Source organism: Georgenia ruanii (assembly GCF_009193175.1).
Lineage (GTDB): Bacteria > Actinomycetota > Actinomycetes > Actinomycetales > Actinomycetaceae > Georgenia > Georgenia ruanii.
Genome location: NZ_VUKE01000005.1, coordinates 144,158 through 165,300, shown reverse-complemented (window position 1 = coordinate 165,300; position 21,143 = coordinate 144,158). Strand labels below are relative to the sequence as shown.

Annotated in this window: 19 protein-coding genes and 2 tRNA genes; 10 read left to right on the top strand and 11 right to left on the bottom strand. The window is 73.2% G+C overall.

The annotated features are described in order from the left end of the window. The first annotated feature begins 80 nt into the window (after nt 1-80). The 3 genes from GD880_RS07370 to GD880_RS07360 all read left to right on the top strand — a co-directional run bounded on the left by GD880_RS07370 (nt 81) and on the right by GD880_RS07360 (nt 3,390). A complete protein-coding gene (locus GD880_RS07370; RefSeq protein WP_152200008.1) occupies nt 81-332 on the top strand; it encodes an acyl carrier protein in 252 nt (83 codons plus the stop codon). Nucleotides 333-448: 116 nt separating this feature from the next. Next, nucleotides 449-1,690, top strand: coding sequence for a beta-ketoacyl-[acyl-carrier-protein] synthase family protein (locus GD880_RS07365; RefSeq protein WP_152230975.1), 1,242 nt, complete (start codon nt 449-451; stop codon nt 1,688-1,690). Nucleotides 1,691-1,899: 209 nt separating this feature from the next. Further along, nucleotides 1,900-3,390 carry a DUF4153 domain-containing protein gene (locus GD880_RS07360; protein ID WP_152230974.1) on the top strand — a complete coding sequence of 497 codons (1,491 nt, stop codon included), beginning with the start codon at nt 1,900-1,902 and terminating at the stop codon, nt 3,388-3,390. Between the two features lie 86 nt (nt 3,391-3,476). Here GD880_RS07360 and GD880_RS07355 read toward each other — a convergent pair whose 3' ends face one another. Further along, nucleotides 3,477-3,977 carry a DUF3145 domain-containing protein gene (locus GD880_RS07355; protein WP_152230973.1) on the bottom strand — a complete coding sequence of 167 codons (501 nt, stop codon included), beginning with the start codon at nt 3,975-3,977 and terminating at the stop codon, nt 3,477-3,479. 165 nt (nt 3,978-4,142) lie between these two features. Beyond that, nucleotides 4,143-4,631 carry a peptide deformylase gene (def, locus tag GD880_RS07350; protein ID WP_152230972.1) on the bottom strand — a complete coding sequence of 163 codons (489 nt, stop codon included), beginning with the start codon at nt 4,629-4,631 and terminating at the stop codon, nt 4,143-4,145. A gap of 85 nt (nt 4,632-4,716) precedes the next feature. Between def and GD880_RS07345 the strand changes: the two genes are divergently transcribed. From GD880_RS07345 to GD880_RS07335, 3 genes are all read left to right on the top strand, one after another. Beyond that, the gene (locus tag GD880_RS07345) at nt 4,717-5,748 is read left to right on the top strand and encodes an aminotransferase class I/II-fold pyridoxal phosphate-dependent enzyme (RefSeq protein ID WP_152230971.1); all 1,032 of its coding nucleotides are present in this window, start codon (nt 4,717-4,719) and stop codon (nt 5,746-5,748) included. 102 nt (nt 5,749-5,850) lie between these two features. Continuing rightward, nucleotides 5,851-6,252, top strand: coding sequence for a YchJ family protein (locus GD880_RS07340; RefSeq protein ID WP_152231049.1), 402 nt, complete (start codon nt 5,851-5,853; stop codon nt 6,250-6,252). 106 nt (nt 6,253-6,358) lie between these two features. Beyond that, nucleotides 6,359-7,609: a M18 family aminopeptidase gene (locus GD880_RS07335; RefSeq protein ID WP_152231048.1), complete on the top strand. Its 1,251-nt coding sequence runs from the start codon at nt 6,359-6,361 to the stop codon at nt 7,607-7,609. 80 nt (nt 7,610-7,689) lie between these two features. Here the strand turns inward: GD880_RS07335 and GD880_RS07330 are convergent, their stop codons facing one another. The 6 genes from GD880_RS07330 to GD880_RS07305 form a co-directional block, all read right to left on the bottom strand. Beyond that, on the bottom strand, nt 7,690-8,142 hold the full coding sequence (locus tag GD880_RS07330; protein WP_152230970.1) for an SRPBCC family protein: 453 nt from the start codon (nt 8,140-8,142) through the stop codon (nt 7,690-7,692). Between the two features lie 132 nt (nt 8,143-8,274). Beyond that, nucleotides 8,275-10,620, bottom strand: a complete 2,346-nt coding sequence (locus GD880_RS07325; protein WP_152230969.1) for a coiled-coil domain-containing protein — start codon at nt 10,618-10,620, stop codon at nt 8,275-8,277. Nucleotides 10,621-10,880: 260 nt separating this feature from the next. Next, nucleotides 10,881-11,753: a DUF2231 domain-containing protein gene (locus GD880_RS07320; RefSeq protein WP_152230968.1), complete on the bottom strand. Its 873-nt coding sequence runs from the start codon at nt 11,751-11,753 to the stop codon at nt 10,881-10,883. A gap of 136 nt (nt 11,754-11,889) precedes the next feature. Beyond that, a complete protein-coding gene (locus GD880_RS07315) occupies nt 11,890-12,750 on the bottom strand; it encodes an FAD:protein FMN transferase (RefSeq protein ID WP_152230967.1) in 861 nt (286 codons plus the stop codon). Next, nucleotides 12,747-13,283, bottom strand: coding sequence for an FMN-binding protein (locus tag GD880_RS07310; RefSeq protein WP_152230966.1), 537 nt, complete (start codon nt 13,281-13,283; stop codon nt 12,747-12,749). The genes GD880_RS07315 and GD880_RS07310 overlap by 4 nt, the downstream gene beginning before the upstream one ends. Before the next feature lie 11 nt (nt 13,284-13,294). After that, entirely contained in the window at nt 13,295-14,692 is a 1,398-nt protein-coding gene (locus GD880_RS07305) for a ferredoxin reductase family protein (protein WP_152230965.1), read from the bottom strand. Between the two features lie 249 nt (nt 14,693-14,941). Between GD880_RS07305 and GD880_RS07300 the strand changes: the two genes are divergently transcribed. Continuing rightward, entirely contained in the window at nt 14,942-16,000 is a 1,059-nt protein-coding gene (locus tag GD880_RS07300) for a zinc-dependent alcohol dehydrogenase family protein (protein ID WP_152230964.1), read from the top strand. Nucleotides 16,001-16,089: 89 nt separating this feature from the next. On the opposite strand, the gene GD880_RS21010 is transcribed toward GD880_RS07300, so the two are convergent. Further along, on the bottom strand, nt 16,090-16,218 hold the full coding sequence (locus GD880_RS21010; protein ID WP_264372274.1) for a hypothetical protein: 129 nt from the start codon (nt 16,216-16,218) through the stop codon (nt 16,090-16,092). Nucleotides 16,219-16,717: 499 nt separating this feature from the next. Beyond that, nucleotides 16,718-16,791 (bottom strand) — tRNA-Ile (locus tag GD880_RS07295). Nucleotides 16,792-16,862: 71 nt separating this feature from the next. Between GD880_RS07295 and GD880_RS07290 the strand changes: the two genes are divergently transcribed. The 3 genes from GD880_RS07290 to GD880_RS07280 all read left to right on the top strand — a co-directional run bounded on the left by GD880_RS07290 (nt 16,863) and on the right by GD880_RS07280 (nt 19,410). Beyond that, the gene (locus GD880_RS07290; RefSeq protein WP_152230963.1) at nt 16,863-17,366 is read left to right on the top strand and encodes a hypothetical protein; all 504 of its coding nucleotides are present in this window, start codon (nt 16,863-16,865) and stop codon (nt 17,364-17,366) included. A gap of 64 nt (nt 17,367-17,430) precedes the next feature. Further along, nucleotides 17,431-17,506: transfer RNA gene (locus GD880_RS07285), tRNA-Asn, on the top strand. A 287-nt stretch (nt 17,507-17,793) separates the two neighbouring features. Beyond that, nucleotides 17,794-19,410 carry an FAD-dependent oxidoreductase gene (locus GD880_RS07280; protein WP_193314401.1) on the top strand — a complete coding sequence of 539 codons (1,617 nt, stop codon included), beginning with the start codon at nt 17,794-17,796 and terminating at the stop codon, nt 19,408-19,410. A gap of 63 nt (nt 19,411-19,473) precedes the next feature. Here the strand turns inward: GD880_RS07280 and GD880_RS07275 are convergent, their stop codons facing one another. Next, a complete protein-coding gene (locus GD880_RS07275) occupies nt 19,474-20,967 on the bottom strand; it encodes a DUF1846 domain-containing protein (RefSeq protein ID WP_152230962.1) in 1,494 nt (497 codons plus the stop codon). Nucleotides 20,968-21,143 lie beyond the last annotated feature (176 nt).

The window sequence follows — 21,143 nt, the reverse complement described above, 5'->3', positions numbered from 1 at the left end:
CCGCGCGCCACCGTGGCGCCCACCCCGGGCGCCGACAAGACTGTCAACCGACACATCCACCAAGGAAACGGAGAACCCCCATGGCATTCAGCGAGCAGGAGATCCTTGCCGGCCTGGCCGAGATCGTCAACGAGGAGACGGGCCTGCCCACCGAGTCCGTCACCCCCGAGAAGTCCTTCACCGACGACCTCGACGTCGACTCCCTGTCGATGATGACGATCGCCACGCTCGCCGAGGAGAAGTTCGAGGTGCGCATCCCCGACGAGGAGGTCGGCAACCTCAAGACCGTCCAGGACGCCGTCAACTACATCAACGGCGCCCAGACCGCCTGACGCGCCCCGCGCCTCACCGTCCCGGGGGCTCCGGTCAGACCGGTCGTCCCCGGGGCACGGCGCACTCCCCCGCCGGGCCCGGCCCGGCACCCCTTCACAGCAACCAGGAGCAGCTCATGGCACGCCCGTCCGTCGTCATCACCGGCCTGGGCACCACCAACCCCCTCGGGGGCGACGTCGCCTCCACGTGGGAGGCGGCCCTCGCCGGACGGTCCGGCGTGCGGACCCTGGAGAACGACTGGGCCGAGACCTACGAGCTCCCCGTCAACTTCGCCGGCCAGGTCGCCGTCGCCCCCGACACCGTGCTCACCAGGCAGGAGACCCGGCGCCTCGACCCCTCCGCCCAGTACGCCATGGTCGCCGCCCGCGAGGCGTGGGCCGACGCCGGCAGCCCCGAGGTCGACGGCGAGCGGCTCGGCGTCGTCGTCGGCTCCGGGATCGGCGGGATCTGGACCACCCTGACCGCCTGGGACACCGTCAAGGAGAAGGGCGCGCGGCGCGTGCTCCCCCTGACCGTCCCCATGCTCATGGCGAACTCGCCGGCCGCCAACATCTCGGTGTACTTCGGCGCCAAGGCCGGCGCCCACGCCACCATCTCCGCCTGCGCCTCGGGCGCGGAGGCCATCGCGCACGCCGCGGACATGATCCGCTCCGGCCGCGCCGACGTCGTCATCGCCGGGGGCACCGAGGCGGCGATCCACCCGCTCCCGCTGGCCTCGTTCGCGAAGATGCAGGCGCTGTCCACCCGCACCGACGACCCCGCCGGGGCGTCGCGGCCCTACGACGTCTCCCGCGACGGGTTCGTCATGGGCGAGGGCGCCGGCATCGTCGTCCTCGAGTCCGCCGAGCACGCCGCCGCCCGCGGCGCGACCGTGCACGCCGTGCTCGCGGGCGTCGGCATGACCGCCGACGCCTACGACATCGCCCCGCCCGACCCCACCGGGTCCGGCCAGGAGCGCGCCATGCGCATCGCGCTGGCCGACTCGGGCCTGAGCACCGGCGACATCGTCCACGTCAACGCCCACGCCACCTCCACGCCGGCCGGCGACGGGGTCGAGGCGCTGGCCGTGCGCCGGGCGCTGGGCGACGACGCCGACGGCGCCACCATCTCCGCGACGAAGTCGATGACCGGGCACCTGCTCGGCGGCGCCGGCGCGCTGGAGACCGTGTTCACCGTGCTGGCCGTTCGGGAGCACCTCGCGCCCCCGACGATCAACGTCACCCAGATCGAGGACGGCCTGGACATCGACCTCGTCCGCGACACCCCCCGTCAGCTGCGCGCCGGCGACATCGCCGCCGTGAACAACGCCTTCGGGTTCGGGGGGCACAACGTGGCCCTGGTGGTCCGCTCCGCCTGACGCGTGGACGACGGCGCCGCCGCCTCGGTCCGTGAGGCGGCGGCGCCGTCGTCGTGCGTGAGGGGGCGGCGCCGCCGGTCCGGCACATCCTCGGTCCGCGCCGTTTCCCGGGGCGCTTCCAGGCCGCTCACAGCATCCCCACCGTCTCTCCACACAACCTCCGCGGGCCGCTCCCCGCCGGCGTCCCCGCCCGCTCCTACGCTCGCGGCATGACCGACGCCATGGCACCGCTGCCCCACGGCGGCACCGCCCTGCCCGCCCAGCCGTCCTTCGCCGAGCAGCTCTTCGCCGGCCTGTGGCCCGAGCGGGGCCCGGTCAGCGCGCCCCGGGCGGTCGCCGCCGCGCTCGGCGTCGGCGCGCTCGCCGCCGTCGTGCTGCCCGAGCGCGAGGTCGGCGCCGGCACGCTCGCCGTGCTGCTGCTCGGCGGCGCCGTGGTGTGGCGGCTGTCGGCGCTCCGGGCGCGGTGGTGGACGCTGCTCAGCCTCGTCCTGTGCCTCGGGCTCGGCTCGCTGCTCGTGGTGCGCGCGGCCGGCTGGCTCGCCGTCCTGGCGCTGGCCGTGGTCGCGGGGCTCGTGACCACGGCGCTGACGGACGCCCGGCGGCTGGGGCCCATGCTCGCCGCCCTCGCCGCCTGGCCGCTGTCGGCGGTGCGCGGCCTGCCCCTGCTCGGCCGGACCGTCGCGGCGGCGAGCGGGCACCGGCTGCTCTGGCCGGTGCTGCGCACGGCGGCGCTCTCGCTCGTCGCGCTGGTGGTCTTCGGCGGCCTGTTCGCCTCCGGCGACGCGGTCTTCCGGTCCTGGGTCACCGCCCTGGTCCCCGACCTGGCGTGGGACTCCCTCGTGCTGCGCATCTTCGTCCTCGGGGCCGTCGGCGCCGCGGTGCTGACCGGGTGCTACCTCGCGCTGAACCCGCCGCAGGTGGACCGGGTCCGGGCCCCCGCCGCCCGCCCGGTGCGGCGGGTGTGGGAGTGGCTCGTGCCGGTCGGGCTCGTCGTCGCGGTGTTCGCCGGCTTCGTGCTCGCGCAGGCCTCGGCGATGTGGGGCGGTCACGACTACGTGCGGCGGGTGACGGGCCTGAGCTACGGCGCCTACGTGCACGAGGGGTTCGGCCAGCTCACGGTGGCGACCACGCTGACCCTGGCGACGATCGCGCTCACCGTGCGCAAGGCGCCCCGGGCCACCGCGCGCGACCGGATGCTGCTCCGGGTGGTGCTCGGCGCGCTGTGCCTGCTGACCCTCGTGGTCGTCGCCTCGGCGCTGTTCCGCATGGCGGTGTACCAGCAGGCCTTCGGCTACACCGTGCTGCGGGTCCTCGTCGACGCCTTCGAGCTGTGGCTCGGCCTGGTGGTGGTGCTCGTCGTCGTCGCCGGCGTGCGCTGGTCCGGCGCGTGGCTGCCGCGCGCCGCGCTCGTCGCGGGGGCGGTGTTCGTGCTCGCCCTCGGGCTGGCCAACCCCGAGGGCTGGGTGGCCCGGCAGAACATCGACCGCTTCGCGGCGACCGGCAAGATCGATACCGCCTACCTCGCCACCCTCGGGGCGGACGCCGTCCCGGCCATCGCCGAGGGCCTGCCGGCCCCGCTCGCACGCTGCGTCCTGGCGGCGCAGCAGCGCGTGGACGACGACGCGCTGTCCTGGAACCTCGCCCGGGCCCGCGCCGTGGGCGTGCCCGAGTGGGGAACGGGCGGCGCCGGCTGCCCCTGAGCGGGGCGCCGGCGCCGGCAGGTCGGCGTCAGCCCACCCGGTGCCCGCAGGTCGGCGTCAGCCCACCCGGTGCCCGCAGGTCGGCGTCAGCCCACCCGGTGCAGCCACCGGATCGGGGCACCCGCGCCCGCGTACCGGAAGGGCTCCAGCTCGTCGTCCCACGCCTGGCCGAGCGCGAGGTCGAGCTCGTGGCGCATGCGGGTGGGGTCGGCGGCGTGCTCGAGCGCTGCGCGGATGCGGTCCTCCGGGACGACCACGTTGCCGTGGGCGTCCGTCTGCGCGTGGAAGATCCCGAGCTCGGGGGTGTGCGACCAGCGTCCGCCGTCGCAGCCCGGGCTCGCTTCCTCGGTGATCTCGTAGCGCAGGTGGGTCCACCCGCGCAGCGCCGACGCCAGACGCGCCCCGGTGCCCACAGCACCGATCCAGGAGTACTCGGCGCGGAACATCCCCGGCGCGGCCGGCTGCGCCGTCCACTCCATGCTCACGCGCGCATCGAGTACCGTGCCCGCCGCCCACTCGATGTGGGGGCACAGCGCACGGGGCGCAGAGTGCACGAAAATGACGCCGCGGGTGTAGGCACCACTCATGTCAACTCCTCCTGGTCTGTTTCGAGGTGCGTCTTCCCCAACGACCTCGCCCACGACCAGGCGGGCAACATGCCTGCGCGACGGAACGGGGCAATCATGCCCGAAAATGACCGGCCGGCGCCACCACCCGCCCTCACGGGCGGGCGTGTCGCGGCCGGCGTGTCGTCACAGCTGCTCGCGGATCGCCTTCATGGCCTTCTTGCGGACGTTCTTGTCCAGCCGGTCGAGGTACAGCATGCCGTCGAGGTGGTCGACCTCGTGCTGCAGGCAGCGTGCCATGAGCTCCTCGCCCTCGACGACGACCTTCTTGTGGTCGAGGTCGATGCCCTCGACGCGGGCGTACCAGGCGCGACGGGTGGGGAACCACAGGCCGGGCACGGACAGGCAGCCCTCGTCGCCGTCCTGGTACTCGTCCTCGGAGAGCTCCACGATCCGCGGGTTGATGACGTAGCCGATCTCGTCGTCGATGTTCCACGAGAAGGCGCGCAGGCCGACGCCGATCTGGTTCGCGGCCAGCCCCGCCCGCCCCTCGGCGTCGACCGTCTCGAGCAGGTCCTCCACGAGGGACCGGACCCGGCCATCGATCTCGGTGACCTCTTCGCACGGGGTGCGCAGCACGGGGTCGCCCACAACACGGATCTCACGGAAAGCCATAGGCGTATCGTCGCACGACCGCGCACCGGCCCTGGTCAGCGGGTAGGCCGCCGGCGGCCGCGGGGCGCGGGTAGACACTGAGGGCGTGATCGGCGACGAGTTCGAGGCCCCGGCGCTCGGGGTGCGCCCGGAGTCCGCGAGCGCCGCGGATCTGTTCGTGCCCGACGGCGCCACGCTCGTCGCCTCCGGCCGGCAGGCCCTCAGCCTGGTCGCCCAGGATCTCCGCGCCCGCGGGGTGCGCACCGTGCTGGTCCCGGCCCACCACTGCACGACGATGGTGCTCCCCTTCCAGCTGGAGGGCCTGCACGTCGAGACCGTCGCGACGGACCCACGCTGCCTGCTGGACGCCGACGCCCTGGCCGCGGCCCTGACCGACCGCGCCGCCGTGCTGCACTGCGAGACCTTCGGCAACCTCGCCGGGGCCGCGCTCGCCGGCGTCCTCGAGCGCGCCCGCCGCCACGGCGTGCCGGTCGTCGTCGACGAGACGCACTCCGTCCTCGGCCCGGAGCACACGGCGGGCGACTACCGCGTCGCGAGCCTGCGCAAGCTCCTGCCGGTGCCCGACGGCGCCTGGGTCACCGGGCTGGCCGGCCCGGCGGCGCTGACGCCCCACGCCGTCGACCGCGAGATCACCCGGCTGCGCCTCGACGCCGCGGCGCACAAGCGGGCCCAGCTGCACGGCGCGGCGCTCGGCGCGGAGGTCGAGGCGGAGTTCGACTACGCCGAGGACCTCATGGACGAGGCCCTGGAGCCCTCCCCCATGAGCCGTCGTGCCCGGCGGCTCCTGCACAACCTGGACGGCGGCGCCCTGTTGACGCGCCTGCGGGCGAATGCCGCCCGGCTGCGCAGCGCGCTGGGCGAGGCCGGCCTCGAGGCCGTCAATCCCGGCGCCTCCCCGTGCTTCGTCGTGGTGCGCCACGACCGCGCCGCCGCGATCATCCCGCGGCTCGCGCGGGCCGGGATCGCCGGCCCGGTGTACTGGCCCCGCCCGGCGGGCCTGCCGCGCGGGCGACCCTGGCGTACGGACCTGATCTCCCTGCCCGTCGACCACCGCTACGGCCCGGCGGAGATGGACGAGGTGGCCTGCGCCGTCGTCGCGGCCGTGGCTGCCGCGTAGGCCGCTCGCAGGCGCCCGCCGTGGCGGCGGCATAGTCCGCCACCAGGCGGCGACCGCGGCGGAGGCCGTACGGGGTGGTGGGCGACAATGGCGCACGTGCGTATGCCCCTCGCCCACGACGCCCGCTGCCCCTGCCTGTCCGCGGAACGCTACGGCGCCTGCTGCGGCCGCTACCACGCCGGGCTCGCCGGCGGTCCGCATGCCCCGACGGCGGAGGCGCTCATGCGCTCGCGCTACAGCGCCTTCGCGGTAGGCGACGCGGCGTACCTGCTCGGCACCTGGCACCCCACGACCCGCCCGCCGGTCCTGGAGCTCGACGACGACCTCACCTGGCGCCGCCTGGACATCCTCCGTGCAGCCGGCGGCCCGTTCGACACCGACGGCGTCGTCGAGTTCGTGGCGCACCACCGGTCGAGCGCCGGGCGCGGCACGCTGCACGAGGTGAGCCGGTTCGTCCGCGAGGACGGCCGGTGGTGGTACGTCGACGGCGACCAGCTGCCGTAGCCGGCCGTCAGGCCGTGTCAGGCCGTCGCCGTCCCCGCGCGCCTAGCAGTTCCGGTAGCGGACGCAGCACGCCGGAACCCGGCCGGGGTGGTTGGATCGAGGGGTGATCGACACCGCTGGGCACATCGCCGACTTCGCCGACTTCATCGCCGCTGCCCCGTCCTCGTACCACGCGGCGGCCGAGGTGGCCCGACGCCTGGACGCCGCCGGCTTCACCGAGCTGCGCGAGGCCGACGCCTGGGAGAACGCCGGGCGGCACTATGTCCGCCGGGACGGCGCCGTCATCGCCTGGGTGAAGCCCGCCGGGGCCACCGCGGTCACCCCGTTCCGCATCCTCGGCGCCCACACCGACTCCCCCGGCTTCAAGCTCAAGCCGCGGCCGACGATCGCCGCGCACGGGTGGCTGCAGGCCGGGGTCGAGGTCTACGGCGGGCCGCTGCTGAACTCCTGGCTCGACCGGGAGCTGGAGCTGGCCGGCCGGTTGGTCACCCGCGACGGTGCCGAGCACCTCGTGCGGACGGGGCCGTACCTGCGCATCCCCCAGCTCGCGATCCACCTGGACCGCGCCGTCAACGAGGGGCTCACGCTCGACAAGCAGCGCCACACCGTGCCGGTGTTCGGCGTCGGCTCCGTCGGCGACGTCCTCGACCGGCTCGCCGGCGCGGCCGGGGTCCGGGCGGCCGACGTCGTCGGCTACGACGTCCTCACCGCCGACACCCAGCCGCCCCGGCGTTTCGGGCAGGACGAGGAGCTGTTCGCGGCCGGGCGCATGGACAACCTCTCCTCCGTGCACGCCGGCCTCACCGCGCTGCTCGCCCCTCCGCAGGACGCCGGCCACATCAGCGTGCTCGCCGCGTTCGACCACGAGGAGCTCGGCTCGCAGTCCCGCTCCGGCGCGAGCGGGCCCTTCCTGGACGACGTGCTCACGCGACTGTCGGTCGGTTCGACCGAGGAGCGGTTGCGGGCCTACGCGGGCTCGTGGTGTGTCTCCGCCGACGCCGGCCACGGCGTCCACCCGAACTACCCGGAGCGGCATGACCCCGCGAACACGCCCATGCTCGGCGCCGGCCCGCTGCTGAAGATCAACGCCAACCAGCGCTACACCACCGACGCGCACGGCGCGGCGCTGTGGGCACGGGTGAGCGAGCAGGCCGGGGTGCCGTGGCAGCCGTTCGTGTCGAACAACGCCATCCCGTGCGGGTCGACGATCGGGCCGCTCACGGCCACCCGGCTGGGCATCCGCACGGTCGACGTCGGCGTGCCCCTGCTGTCGATGCACTCCGCGCGCGAGCTGGCGCACGTCGCCGATCCGGTGGCGCTTGCCGGCGCGGTCGCGGCGTTCTTCGCCGGGGTGTAGCCCGCGTCCTCATCGACGCCGGGCGTGCGGGCGGCCGTCTCCGCGATGGCGTCGTCGGACGGCCGGTTCCGCCAGCCGGCTCAGGCGGCCGGTGACGCCAGCGCCGCGCGGAGCTTCTGGAGGCTCTCCGTCCACCCGCCACGGTGCAGCTCGAGCCGCTCGGGCGTCGCGAAGGTCCCGTGCGACAGCGTGAGACGGGTCAAGCTGCCCCGGTCGTCGAGGTCGAGGGTGACGACGGTCTCCCGGTCGTCCGGCGCGGGCTCCTCCCACCGGAAGGTGGAGACGAGGCGCCGAGGCGCGTCGACCTCGAGGAACTCGCCGGCGAGGTGGAACGCCTCACCGGCGGGCGGCTGCATGGTGAACCGGTAGCCGCCGCCGGGCCGGAGGTCGAGCTCGATCACCGAGGTCGTGAACCCCGCCGGGCCCCACCACCGCGCCAGCCCGGCGGGTTCGGTGAGCATGCGGAACACGGCGTCGCGCGGTGCGTCGAGGACCTCGTCGATCTCGAGGCGCAGCCCCTGGGGCTCGGTCATGGTTCCTCCGGTCGCGCTCGGGGGGCCGAACCAAGCCACAGTGACAGGGCCGCTCCCCCATGTCGAGAATGCGGCCTCACATCGCACGGGTGGGGCGAGCGGTGACCGCTCGCCCCACCCAGGACCCGGTCGTCAGACCGCGCACCCGCCGAGGGCGATCTGCCCGTCGATCTGGCTGATCTCCTTCTGCACGCCGGCAAGCTGGGCCTGCAGGCCGGCCACGACCGCCTGCTGGGCGGCGACCTTGTCCTTGTTGTTGCCCTTCTGGCTCTGCAGCGTGCGCAGCACCGCCTGGGCGTCGACGATCTTGGCGTCCAGGGCGGTGAGCTGGGCCTGGAGGGCCGCGAGCTCGGCCTCCTTGGCGCTCGTCTGCTTGTCGAGGTCGGTCAGCTGCGCGAGCAGGGGCGCGACCCGCCCCTCGAGGCCGAGGATCTCCTTCTCGACCGCGGTGATGCGGCTGTTGAGGTCCGCCATCTCGCTGCTCAGCCTGTCGACCTCACGGCCGAGGGCCTCGACCGTGGCCTGCTTCTCGCCGGCCAGCTTGGCGGCGGTCCCCAGCGCGGTCTGCGCGTCGGCCAGGTCCTGCCGCGTCTGGTCGAGCCGCGCGGACTGGTCGGCGACCTCCTGGTTCGCCGCGTCCAGCGCCGCCTGGCGCGTCGCTAGCGTGGCCTGCAGGTCCTCCAGCGTGGCCTGCTGCGCCACGATGGCCGCGCGGGCGTCCGCGTCGGCACGAGCCAGGTCGGGCACCTCGGACTCGAGGGCCGCGACCCGTGCCTGCTGCTCCTGGACGGCCCGGTTGGCGTCCTCGACGGCCGCGGTGAGGCCTGGCACCGCGCCCTCGAGGTCCGTGACGTGAGCGGCCTGGGCGTCGACGGCGGAGCTGGCGTCGGTCACAGCCTTCTGCAGGCCCGGCATCTGGTCCTTGAGGCCGGCGAGCGCCGTGGCTGCGTCGGTGGCCGCCAGGTCGGCGGCGGCCAGCGCCTGCTGGTCGGCAGCCAGCTGGGTCTGCAGCCGGCTGCTCTCGGCCTGCTTCGCGCTGAGGTCGGCGTTGAGCGCGGCGATCTGGCCCTGGAGCGCCTGGAGGTCACCGTTGAGCCCGGCGATCTGGGCGTTCTTGTCCGTGATCTGGCTTGTGACACTGGCCAGCTCGGCCTTCTTCGCATCCCGTTGCGCCTCCAGCTGGCGCTTCGCGTTCGAGTTGCTGTTGGGCGGGAACTCGGTGTCGATCCGCCTCTGCAGGTCGGCGATCTCGGTCTCCAGCGTCGTCCTGCGGGTCTGGAGCGAACGGAGGTCGCTCTGGGCGGTCGTGAGCTGGGCCTGCTTCGCGTCGATCGACCTCTGAGTCGTGGCGATCTGTCCGTTCAGCGTCGCGATCTGGCCCGGGAGGGCGTCGAGCTGGGCCTGGGTGGTGGCAACCTGTTCGGCCGCGGCGGCCGCCGCCGCCTGCTTCTCGCTCAGCGTCTTGTGGGCAGCCGTGATCTCGGCCTGCTTGCCCTCGAGCGCATTGTTGGCGGCAGCAGCGTCGGCCTCGCGCCGGGCCAGCTCGTCCCGGGCGGCAGTGATCTCGGCCTGCCTGTCCTCGAGCGCCTTCTGCGCCGCAGCAGCGTCGGCCCGCTTGCCGACGAGGGCCTCCTGGGCGGCGGCGAGCTGGGCCTGCTTGGCGGCGAGAGCGTCGGCGGCGGTGTCGCCCGCGGCCTGCAGGCGCGCGAGCTCGTCCTGGGCGGAGGTGACATCCGCCTCGGCCTGGGTCACGGCATCGGAAGCCGCAGTGGCCCGGTCCTGCGCCGCCCCCAGGTCGACCTCGGCGGCCTGCAAGGCGGCCTGGTGGTCCGCCACCGCCCGCTCGGCGGTCGCGAAATCCGCCCGCAGGCCGTCCAGCTCGCTCTGCGCGGCGGCGAGCTCAGCCTGCTTGGCCGCGATCTGCGCGTCCAGTGCGCTCTTCTCATCCGTGAGGGACTGGAGGGTGGTGTGGGCGTCGTCAAGCTGGGCCTGCAGCCCGGCGAGCTCGTCCTGGGCGGTCTGCCGCTGGGCCGCGAGCGCGGCCAGGTCCGTCGTGGCCTGGTCGACGCTCTGGCTGGCCGCTGTCTGCTGGGTGGTGAGGTCATCGAGCTGCGCCTTCGTCGCGGCGATCTGCTCGTCGAGGGCCCGCTCCTCGGCATCAATGGCGTCGAGCTGCTTCTGGGCGGCGGCGAGGTCCGCCGTCAGGGTGGCCTGCTGGGTCTGCAGCGCGGTCTTCTCGGCCTGGAGGCGGGCGATGACGTCGGCGTTCTGCTTCGCCGCCGCCTTGAGCAGGTTCTGCTGGACGGCGCCGCGGTGGGCGAGCTGGTTCACCACCCCGTTGCAGCTCCCGCCCACGCCGGCGGGGGGCCCGGCATACGCGGGACCGCCCAGGGTCAGCAGTCCGAGGGCCATACCGGGGACCACCACTGTTCCGACAAAGCGACGCCCGGGGGACGGCTTCGCGCTGTTCTTCTTCACGTCACTCCTCGACATGCCGGCGCCCCGACGGGTGCCGGGGGGCGAGAGCCGCAGCGGCGCCCGCCCGCGGGGGTACGGGGGGCGCAGGAGCGACCCGCGGTCTCCCTGTGCGGCGCACGAGGAGACTGTTCGCGGCAACAAGCACACCGAAGCGGCCGAAACCGTGCGGGGTGTCCAGGGGTGACGAGAGGATGAAACGGAGACAGGTCACCCCCGCTCACCCAGGGGTGAGCGGGGGTGAGAGTCGGGTTGCGTCGCGCTCAGGTGCGAGCGCGGACCTGGATGCGGTCCGCGACCTGGCGCACGTCGAAGGCGAGCACCGGCGCCGTCGCCGGGCCGCGGGCCACCGCGGCGTCGCGCAGGCGGAAGTGGCTGCCGTGGAGCGGGCAGACGACGCAGCCGCCGCCGTCGTCGTCGTCGTCGACGATCTCGCCCTCGTCCAGGGCGCCGCCGAGGTGGCTGCACACCGCGCCCATGGCGAAGAGTGCGCCGCCGTGGCGGGCGATCAGCACGGGCTGGCCGGCCGCCGCCACGCGCAGCATCCCGCCGTCGAGGTCATCGGCGGCGGCGACGTCCTCCCAGTCCTCCGGGATCGGCGTGCGGTCGGCGTTGCGGTTGACGGCCACGGCCTCCGAGTAGGCGAGGTGGCCGCCGAGGTAGCCACCGACCGACAGGCCGGCCGAGCCGGCCAGGGCCAGCGCGGCGCCGGTCCCGTGGCGTCCCCGTCGTCGGGCCAGCCAGCTCGCCGCGAAGAACCCGGTGGCGACGACGTTCGAGGCGGCGTGGACGAGGCCCACCCTCTTGGGGCGTCGTTCGGAGCCGAGCTCCGACCAGTCGGCCAGGCCGGACGCCGCCGTCGGCGCGACGAGGAGCACGGCGGCACCGACCAGGCGTTGGGCGGCGGGCCGGGCCCGCTCCCCGCCGGTGAGGTCGAGGAGCAGCGCGCCGACGTTCATGCCGATCGGCAGGGCCACCAGGAGCGGGTGCAGGGCATGGCCGAGGAACTTGCCGTGCAGGACGTCCTTGACGTCGCCCGGAGGCAGCACCTGATTGACCACGCCGGCGACGGCGTCCACCGCCGGGTCGAGGAGCTCCACCTGCTCGAGCTTGCCCACGAGTCGCGCGAGGTGCATGACGGCCTCCGGTGTCGGGGATCGGTCGTGGGCGCGAGGCTATCGACCATCTTCCGGCGCCGCGCGCGCGGAGGCCTCCGCCCGATGCGCCCTCGGCGCTGTGGAGATGGACCCGCCTCAGCCCGCGTGGCCCTGATCAGGGCGTGGGCGCAGGAGCAGCCTCGCACCGGGCAGCAACCACCGGCGCCGTGCGCTCCGCGCGCCCGTCGCGGTGGACGACGACCACCTCGTACCCATCGCGCACGGCGCACCCGACCGCCGCCGGGCCCTCGACGAACACGGCGGTGGCGAGCACGTCCGCCCACAGCAGGGTCGGTCCGGCGACGGTGACGGACGCGAGCCGGTCGGCGGGGGCGCCCGTGCGCGGGTCCCAGATGTGGCCGTCGCGGGCGGCGGTGCCGGAGGTGGCCACGCCGCCGTCGCGCAGGGCGACGACGGCGAGCACCCTTCCGCGGTCGTGCGGGTCCTCGATGCCCACGCGCCACGGCGGCCGGTTCTCGGCCACGTGGGCGGCGATGTCGCCGCCGGCATTGACGTACCAGTCGACGCCGAGGTCGCGCAGCGGTGCCGCGGCCCGCTCCACCGCCCAGCCCTTGACCAGGCCGGTGGGGTCGAGGCGGTGGCCGCCGCCGGGCAGCGGGCGCAGGGCGGAGAAGGCGCCGGCGGTGTGGGCGGTGGCGAGCGTGCACAGCTCGAGCACCTCGGCAACCTCCGGGGCGCACTGGTCGAGGGTGAGGGCGCCGTCGGCGAGACGGGAGAGGTCCGAGTCGGGCTTGTAGGTGCTGAGGAGCGCCTCGAGTCGCCGCAGCTCGGCGTAGACGGCGGCGACGGCGGCGTCGACGTCGGGGCCTAGGTGGGGAGCGCGGAGGTGGACGCTGACGGGCATGCCCATGACGCTCTCGTGCCAGGCGCGCCGGTCGAGGAGGCGCGTCGGGCGTGAGGCGGGCGCCGGGGCACCGGGCGTGTGCGGCGCGGGCGTGGGTGTTGCGGTGCTCATCGCAGCCCCGCCTGGTCCAGGGCCGACTGCAGCGAGGAGATGTACCCGTCGCTCGTCACCGTGGCGCCGGAGACGGCGTCGATCTGGGAGCTGCCGGCCTGGACCGTTTCTTGCTGGAGGATGGGTACGGCGTAGGCGTTGATCTGCTGGTCGCGGGAGTTCTCGTCGGGCACCTGGACCGCCTGGGCGTCGACGAGCTGCCCGTCCTGGACCGTGACCTCCACCTGGACCACGCCCCATCGGGTGTTCACCTCGGCCCCCGTGTACGTGCTGCCGCCGCCGGAGGACTGGCCGGACGGCTGCCCGGACGACCCGCCGGCGGAGCCGCCGGAGGACGGGGGCGAGGGTCTCCCCGTCAGGGCGCCCGCGGACGGCGACGACCCACCCGAGGAGCCCCCCGAGGACAGACGCGAACCCGGCGCCCCGGCCGCCGTCGCCGCACCGTCGAGGGCGTGGTTCCTCGATGTCGGATACGAGAGCAGGAGGACCAGCCCGGTGACGGTGGTGGCACCGGCGAGGACGATCTTGCGCATCGGAGGCTCCTTCACATCGAGAACCGCTCGAGGTGGATCTGCTCGGCCGGCACGCCCGCCCTGAGGGCGGCGGTGCGGGCGGCGTCCATCCAGCGGTCGGGACCGCAGAGGTAGACGTCGCGGTCGGCGACGTCGGGGACGAGGCGCACCAGGGCGGCGGCGTCGTCCCACCGGGCCGCCCAGTCCGGCAGCCAGGAGGGTCGGCCTGGCACGCGGCGGCCCGGGAGCTCGACCACCGCGGCGCCGCGGCGGGTGGCGACGTCGTGGATCTCCTCGCGCAGCACGAGGTCGGCCTCGCTGCGCGCGCGGTAGATGAGCGTGGCCCGACCGGGTTCGTAGGCCAGCCCCTCGAGGAGCGCCCGCATCGGCGTGATCCCGATGCCGCAGCCCAGCAGGACGACGCCGGGGCGCGTGCGGGCGTCCTCGGTGAGCCGGCCGTAGGGGCCCTCGAAGGCGACCGGGGTGCCCGGACACAGCCGGGTCATCTGCGTGGTGCCGTCCCCGGCGACCTTGGCCGTGACGCGCAGCCGGTCGCCGTCCGGCGCGGCGGAGAGGGACAGCGGGTGCCCGCGGGTCCGGCCGGGCCCGGCGAAGCGCCAGACGAAGTACTGGCCGGCGGCCACCGGGAGGCGGGACAGCCCGTGGCCGCGCAGGTGGACGGAGAAGACGCCGGGGCCCTCCCACACGACCCGCTCGACCACCATCCGGTGCCGGCCGGTGCGCCACAGCGGCAGCGCCACGCGGAAGGCCAGCACGGCGAGCACCACGAGCGCCCAGGCCGTCCACCAGTAGGCCCGCGCGAGCGGGGCGGTGAGGAAGTCCTGCCCGGTCCACACCATGTGCGGGACCACGAGGAACGCGCCGAGGTACCCGTAGAGGTGGATGAGGTGCCAGGACTCGTACCGGGCGCGGCGCCGGGCCGCCCGGATGGACGTCACCACGACGAGGACGGTCAGGGCGGTGCCCGCCGCGGCGAGCAGCATGCCGGGATAGGTGCGCAGCATGTCCCACGCGGTGGCCCAGGCCCCGGCGCTTGCGGAGGCCGAGTACCCCAGCACGACGAGGACGATGTGGGCGAGCAGGAGCCAGAACGACGTGAAGCCGACCAGCCGGTGCCGCCGGGCCAGCTCGTCCTGGCCGTAGGAGCGCTCGACGAACGGCACCCGCGCCATGAGCGCGACCTGGACGAGCATGAGGTCCGCCGCCACGAGGCCGGTGAGCCGCCCGGCGGTGGTCAGCGCCGCGCCGGTGCCGGCGGCGAGGTCCTGCAAACCCCCGCCGCGCACCCAGAGCGCGACGACGACGAGCATCGAGCCCCAGGCGAGCAGCCCGGCGACGTCCCGCCACCACGGGGGCACGCGCCCGGCGGCCCAGGTGCCGGGGCGGGCGGGAGCGGTGACGGCGACCATGGGGACACGGTGCTCCGATTCCCTGGGAGTCGGCTGGGCCGTCGCTGGGGTGCTGGTGTGAGTTCCCGGCCCGGCCGGGGCGCGGCGTCGGTCCCTGACGAGGCCCGCGACGGCCTTCCGACGACGTGTCGATGCCGTCGTGGGCCCCAAGCCCTGGTCCGCTCGTCCGCGGATGGGTCAGGGTGAGAGCGGGCGCGCACGCGCCCCCGGCCCGCTCCGGGCCGGCCCAGCCGACGAGGGAGTCGCGACATGAAGGCGCTGGTGTACCACGGTCCGGGCGAGAAGGCCTGGGAGGACGTGCCGGACCCGACGATCCAGGCCCCGACGGACGTCATCGTAAGGATCGACACGACGACGATCTGCGGCACGGACCTGCACATCCTGAAGGGGGACGTCCCGGCGGTCACCGACGGACGGATCCTCGGCCACGAGGGCGTGGGCACCGTGACCGAGGTGGGCGACGCCGTCACCACGGTCGCGGTGGGCGACCGGGTGGTGCTGTCGTGCATCAGCGCCTGCGGGCGGTGCTCGTACTGCGCGCAGGGCCTGTACGCCCACTGCCTCGCCGAGGAGGGCGCGAGCGGCATCGGCTGGATCTTCGGCCACCTCATCGACGGCACCCAGGCCGAGTACGTGCGCGTGCCGTTCGCCGACACCTCCGTCTACAAGCTGCCCGAGGGCATCAGCGACGAGGCCGCCGTCATGCTCTCGGACATCCTGCCCACCGGGTTCGAGATCGGCGTGCGCAACGGGGCGGTCAAGCCCGGCGACGTCGTCGCCGTCGTCGGCTCGGGCCCGATCGGCCTGGCCGTGATGATGACCGCCGGGCTCTACGGGGCCTCCCGGGTGATCGCCATCGACCTCGACGACAACCGCATCGAGCAGGCGAAGTCCTTCGGGGCCACCGACGGGGTCAACAGCGGCCGCGACGGCTGGCAGGAGGACGTCCGCAAGCTCACCGACGACGGCCTCGGCGTCGACGTGGCCGTGGAAGCGGTTGGCATCCCGACCACGCTGCAGGCGTGCACCGAGCTCATCCGCCCCGGCGGGCACGTGGCCAACGTCGGCGTCCACGGCCACCCGGTGGAGCTGGCGATGCAGGACCTGTGGATCAAGGACGTCACGATCACCACCGGGCTGGTGAGTACGTCGACCACCCCGATGCTGCTCAAGCTCGTCGCCCAGCACAAGATCCCGGCGGAGAAATTCGCGACCCACCACTTCTCACTGGACCAGATGCTCGACGCCTACGACACGTTCGGCCGCGCCGCCGAGACCAAGGCCCTGAAAGTCGTCATCTCCCGGTGAACGCTTTCTTCTCGAGGACCACCCGTCGCCGTCGACGCTGACGAAACCGGGTTGCGCCCGGCCCCGGGCCGGGCGCAACCCCTGATTTCCTAGGCGACGGTGGAATAGTCGGCGTTGGCCTTGATCTGGGTGGCGACCTCCGTCAGCGCGGTGCCCGGGTCGGGCGAGAGGCTCGAGAACGCGTCGGTGCTCCACGCCGCAACGACCTTGGGCCACACCCCGCGCGTACGGAGCCGGAGGCTTACCGACTCGCCCCGACGGCGCAACGACCACGTCAACCCCTTCGGGGCATCAGGGAGAAATTGTTCTGCACTCATACGTTCCCTCCTCGAGCTGAACGCCAATTCGACTCGCTTTCCGGTCAGGGTCCTCACTGTCCCGGTGGAGGAAAGGTGAGCACTGCCACGCCGTCCGAACTACGTAATTGAGTCATCAACCATATGCGCCATGTGGAATTGCCGCAACCGGTGGGATATACGCGTTGATCATCGCCGCTCATGCGACGTTGGCCAGCGCCGATTCATCGCCATTTCCGCCCGCATCGAGCGGGCCGCGGAAAACTGCCGGAGGGTGGTTTTCCGAGTCGCTCGTGCACGTGACGGGAGGGTCGGCGCCGGGCCGGCGAGCGCCAGTGCCCGCACGGTCGGCCTCCGGGAGCCGTGACCCATGCCGTTCGCGGCCGGTCCGTCGACCGCGCACGTCTCGGGGCCGGGCCGGTGCCCCCGGCAGGACTTGAACCCGCGACCGACGAATTATGAGTTCGCTGCTCTAACCAGCTGAGCTACAGGGGCGTGCCGCGCCACGAGACCACGGTCACGGCGGCGTCCACCCTACCGGGACCCGCGCGGCTACCGTGTCACCCATGATCTTTCGCCGAGGCCGCCGACTGCCGCGCGAGGTCGCGGCGCGGCTCAAGCCGCACGACACGCTCGCCGTCGCGGAGCTCGCGGACGGGGCCTGGGCCGTGGTGTCGGCCGGTGCCCTGCTCGTCGTGGACCCGTCCGGCATCCGCGACCGCCACCCCTGGCACGCCGTCCAGCACGGCAGGTGGGACGGCGAGCTGCGCCAGTTCACCGTGTCCTGGGTCGACGGCGCCCGGCCTCCCCTCGTCCTGACCACGGCGACGGACGACGTGGAGACCTTCACGGCCGCGGTGCGCGAGCGCGTGCAGTCGTCGGTGGTCCACACCGAGACGGCGGAGACCCCGCACGGCACCCTGCTGCGGGCGCAGATCCGACGGGACGAGGAGGGCGCGTTGTTCTCCCAGCTCACCGCCCAGGGCCCGCTCCAGGGCGACGAGGAGGAGCGGCGGGTCATCGACGCCCTCGAGAGCCGGGCCCGCGCGGCTGTGGGACTCCCCACATAACGGCCCAGAGGCCGCCTCGCGGTCAAGGGGCGGTCGGATTGTTTGCTAGAGTCCTATCTCGCGATCCCGCGTAGCTCAATTGGCAGAGCATCCGACTGTTAATCGGACGGTTACTGGTTCGAGTCCAGTCGCGGGAGCCACGCGGACAAGGCCCCTCACCTGCGGAAACGCCGGGAGGGGCCTTCGCCGTTTCGGACTCGTGCAACATGCGTGCAACACCGAAACGGGCACTCCCTCGCGGCTGAGGGAGGCGGACCGCAGGGTCCGACCCGCAGGCCACGCGGAGGGGCCTTCAGCCGCCATGAGCGGGCGGGTAGTGTCGGCGCCATCGGACGGCTCAGGTGCTCGCCCGGACCCACCGGCGGCCGCCTTGCCGAGAATCGCCCACCCACCTGTCGACGATCGTCGGCAGCAGTAGGGAGCACCGGTGCAGGACAACGACGGCGCGATCGCACCCCCACTGACCGACGCGCAGTGGGAACGACTGACCGCCCGTGCCGAACCCCTGGAGATCCCCGCCGGGGAGTACCTGGTCCGCGCCGGTGACCTCTACCCGATGGCCCTCGTGGAGGAGGGCGAGCTCGAGCTAGTGCGTGACGCCATGTACTGGCTGAGCGAACAGGTCGTCGTGACGTTCGGCCCGCGCTCCTTCACCGGCGACCTCGGTCTGCTCAACGGTCAGCGCGCATTCCTGTCGGCCCGCGCGGCGGTGCCGAGCCGGGTCCGGGTCCTCTCACGGGCCGACCTGCGCCGCGTCCTCGCCGAGGACGACGAGCTCGGTGATCTCGTCCTGCACGCGCTCTGGGCACGGCGCGAGTGGATGCGCAGCGGGCCGGCGGCCCTCACCCTGAAGTTCGTCGGGACGGCGACCTCTCGGGAGTTTCTCGCGCTGCGCCGGTTCGCCGAGCGTTTCGATCTCGTGCACACCGCGGTGCCGCTCGAGCCGGGTCAGTCGCTGTCCCATCCCGCGCATGACTACGCCGTCACGGATCTGCCCGTCGCCTTCATCCAGGGCGAGCCCATCCTCCGCGCCACGCCCGGGGTCGTCGCCGAGCGCCTGGGACTGAGCTACGAGCCAGGCGACGAGGGGTTCGTCGACCTCATGGTGGTCGGCGGCGGGCCGGCAGGCCTCGCGGCGGCGATCTACGGGGCCTCCGAAGGGCTGAGCACGGTGTTGCTGGAGGCCGTGGCACCCGGCGGGCAGGCCGCGGCGACGTCACGCATCGAGAACTTCCTCGGGTTCCCCTTCGGGGTCAGCGGCGGAGACCTGATCGGACAGGCCACCCTGCAGGCCATCAAGTTCGGCGTGCGGGTGTATGCCCCGTGCGAGGCGGTGAGCCTGACGGCCGGGGAGACCGAGATCGAGGTCAGGCTGTCCGACGGCCGCGCGATCCGCGCCAGGTCCGCGATCGTCGCGTCCGGTGCCGCCTACCGTCGCCTCGGCCTCGAGCGGTGGGACGACTTCGAACGCACCTGCATCTACTACGCCGCCACCCCGCTCGAGCTGAAGCAGGTGCGCGGGTCCCCGGTCGTCGTGGTCGGTGGCGCGAACTCGGCAGGCCAGGCAGCGCTGTTCCTCTCGACGCACGGGTGCCCCGTGCACCTGGTCGTGCGTGGGACGGACCTGGGCGCTCGCATGTCCTCCTACCTGGTCGACCGCATCTCGGAGGAGCCCCGCATCCACCTGCATGCCGGGTCGAACATCACCGCACTCGACGGCGACCACGATCTCGAGGCCGTGCGCATCGACACGGCAGGCGATGTCGCGGCGCGGGCCCTGTTCTGTTTCATCGGCGTAGAGCCGGCGACCTCCTGGCTCGGTGGCATCGATCGCGACGAGTCGGGGTTCATCCGCACTGGTGCCGACGTAGCACTGGCGCTCGAGCGGTGGCAGCGTCTCGGCCGGGAGCCGTTGCCGTTCGAGACGTCGATCCCGCGGGTCTTCGCCGCCGGCGACGTGCGGCGCGGGTCGATGAAGCGCGTCGCCGCCGCGGTCGGTGAGGGGTCGAGTGCCGTTGCCTCGGTGCACCGCGTGCTCGCCTGATGAGGACGAGGCCGCGCGAGCAGCGATGCCGCCAACCCGGGGCTCGTTGGCCACCTGGGACGTTCAGCGCTTCCGGTAGAGCGCCTTGCGCTGGTACTTCGGCTCCGACGTCACCAGGATGCCGAGGTTGCGGAAGATGCCCTCGTCCACCGAGCCGAGGATCGTGGTGGTGTGGGCGTCGCAGCGCCGCAGGTTCTTCAGCTCCCGCAGCGCCGTGCGGGCATCCTGGCTGGAGGCACCGGAGACCGACAGGGCGATGAGCACCTCATCCGTATGCAGCCGCGGGTTCCGGGAACCCAGGTGCTCGGTCTTCAGGGTCTGGATCGGCTCGATCGAGGACGGCGAGAGCAGGTCGATCTCCCGGCCGATGCCCGCCAGGTGCTTGAGCGCGTTGAGCAGCATCGCGGCGGAGCAGCCCAGCAGCTCGGAGGTCTTGCCGGTGATGATGGTGCCGTCGGCGAGCTCCAGGGCGGAGGCCGGGGCGCCGGTCTCCGCCTCGACCTCGAGGGCGGCGGCGACCACGCGGCGTTCCGCGACGGTCGTGCCGGCCTTGCTCATCACCATGGCGACCCGCTGCGAGAGGGTGTCGTCGAGCTCGTCGCGACGCTCCTCCACCAGGGCCTTGTAGTAACGGCGGATGATCTCCTGGTAGGCAGCCTCCCTGCAGACCTCGTCGTCACTGATGCACGAGCCGACCATGTTCACGCCCATGTCGGTCGGGGACTTGTAGGGAGCGGTGCCATCGAGCTTCTCCAGCATGGTCTTCACCAGCGGGAAGACCTCGACGTCACGGTTGTAGCTGGTGGCCTGCTTGCCGTAGGCGGCGAGATGGAAGGGGTCGATGACGTTGATGTCGTCGAGGTCCACGGTGGCGGCCTCATAGGCCAGGTTCACCGGGTGCTCAAGCGAAAGGTCCCAGATGGGGAAGGTCTCGAACTTGGCGTAACCGGCTACCAGACCACGCTGGTGGTCGTGGTAGACCTGCGACAGGCACGTGGCAAGCTTGCCGGAGCCCGGGCCCGGTGCGGTGACCACGATCAGGTCACGGCTCGTCTCGGAATACTCGTTACGGCCGAAGCCCTCGTCGGAGAGGATCTGCCCGGTGTTGCTGGGGTAGCCCGGGATGACGTGGTGGCGGGCGACCTTGAGTCCCAACCGCTCCATGCGATCCTTGAGGGCCTGGGCCATGGTGTTGCCGTCCTCGAACTGGGTGAGGACGACGTGGTCCACCAGGAAGCCGCGCTCGCGGAAGATGTCGATCAGCCGGAGGGCGTCCTCCTCGTACGGGATGCCGAGGTCCGCGCGCACCTTCTGGCGCTCCAGATCCTTGGCGTTGATGCAGACCAGGATCTCCAGCTCGTCCTTGAGATTCTCGAGCATCGCGATCTTGTTGTCCGGGGTGAAACCGGGCAGGACGCGCGAGGCGTGCATGTCGTCGAAGAGCTTGCCCCCCATCTCGAGGTAGAGCTTGCCGCCGATAGAGGCGCGCCGCTCCTGGATCTGACGCGACTGCAGCGCGATATAGCGTTCACGATCGAATCCGGTGCGGTGCGGCATCAGGACGTGCACTTCTTCCCTCGGCATGGACGACGCCGCATAACTTTACCTGTGCACTGGCGGCTCGGCCGGGCAGGCCCCGCTGCGTCACCACCGCCGCCTCCCCCTCCCGGCTCACCGGCACGGCCTTGCCCCACGCCGGGGAGGACCTCCACCTGCGGAGGCCGCCGCACCTC

Excerpts from the sequence above, each read along its gene's own strand:
- GD880_RS07370 (WP_152200008.1), top strand. The coding sequence starts at position 81 with ATGGCATTCAGCGAGCAGGAGATCCTTGCCGGCCTGGCCGAGATCGTC.
- def (WP_152230972.1), bottom strand. The coding sequence starts at position 4,631 with ATGGCTTTCCGTGAGATCCGTGTTGTGGGCGACCCCGTGCTGCGCACC.
- GD880_RS07290 (WP_152230963.1), top strand. The coding sequence starts at position 16,863 with ATGATCTTTCGCCGAGGCCGCCGACTGCCGCGCGAGGTCGCGGCGCGG.
- GD880_RS07355 (WP_152230973.1), bottom strand. The coding sequence starts at position 3,977 with ATGAGTGGTGCCTACACCCGCGGCGTCATTTTCGTGCACTCTGCGCCC.
- GD880_RS07315 (WP_152230967.1), bottom strand. The coding sequence starts at position 12,750 with ATGAGCACCGCAACACCCACGCCCGCGCCGCACACGCCCGGTGCCCCG.
- GD880_RS07275 (WP_152230962.1), bottom strand. The coding sequence starts at position 20,967 with ATGCCGCACCGCACCGGATTCGATCGTGAACGCTATATCGCGCTGCAG.
- GD880_RS07300 (WP_152230964.1), top strand. The coding sequence starts at position 14,942 with ATGAAGGCGCTGGTGTACCACGGTCCGGGCGAGAAGGCCTGGGAGGAC.
- GD880_RS07305 (WP_152230965.1), bottom strand. The coding sequence starts at position 14,692 with ATGGTCGCCGTCACCGCTCCCGCCCGCCCCGGCACCTGGGCCGCCGGG.
- GD880_RS07340 (WP_152231049.1), top strand. The coding sequence starts at position 5,851 with ATGCCCCTCGCCCACGACGCCCGCTGCCCCTGCCTGTCCGCGGAACGC.
- GD880_RS07360 (WP_152230974.1), top strand. The coding sequence starts at position 1,900 with ATGACCGACGCCATGGCACCGCTGCCCCACGGCGGCACCGCCCTGCCC.
- GD880_RS07310 (WP_152230966.1), bottom strand. The coding sequence starts at position 13,283 with ATGCGCAAGATCGTCCTCGCCGGTGCCACCACCGTCACCGGGCTGGTC.
- GD880_RS07320 (WP_152230968.1), bottom strand. The coding sequence starts at position 11,753 with ATGCACCTCGCGCGACTCGTGGGCAAGCTCGAGCAGGTGGAGCTCCTC.
- GD880_RS07330 (WP_152230970.1), bottom strand. The coding sequence starts at position 8,142 with ATGACCGAGCCCCAGGGGCTGCGCCTCGAGATCGACGAGGTCCTCGAC.
- GD880_RS07365 (WP_152230975.1), top strand. The coding sequence starts at position 449 with ATGGCACGCCCGTCCGTCGTCATCACCGGCCTGGGCACCACCAACCCC.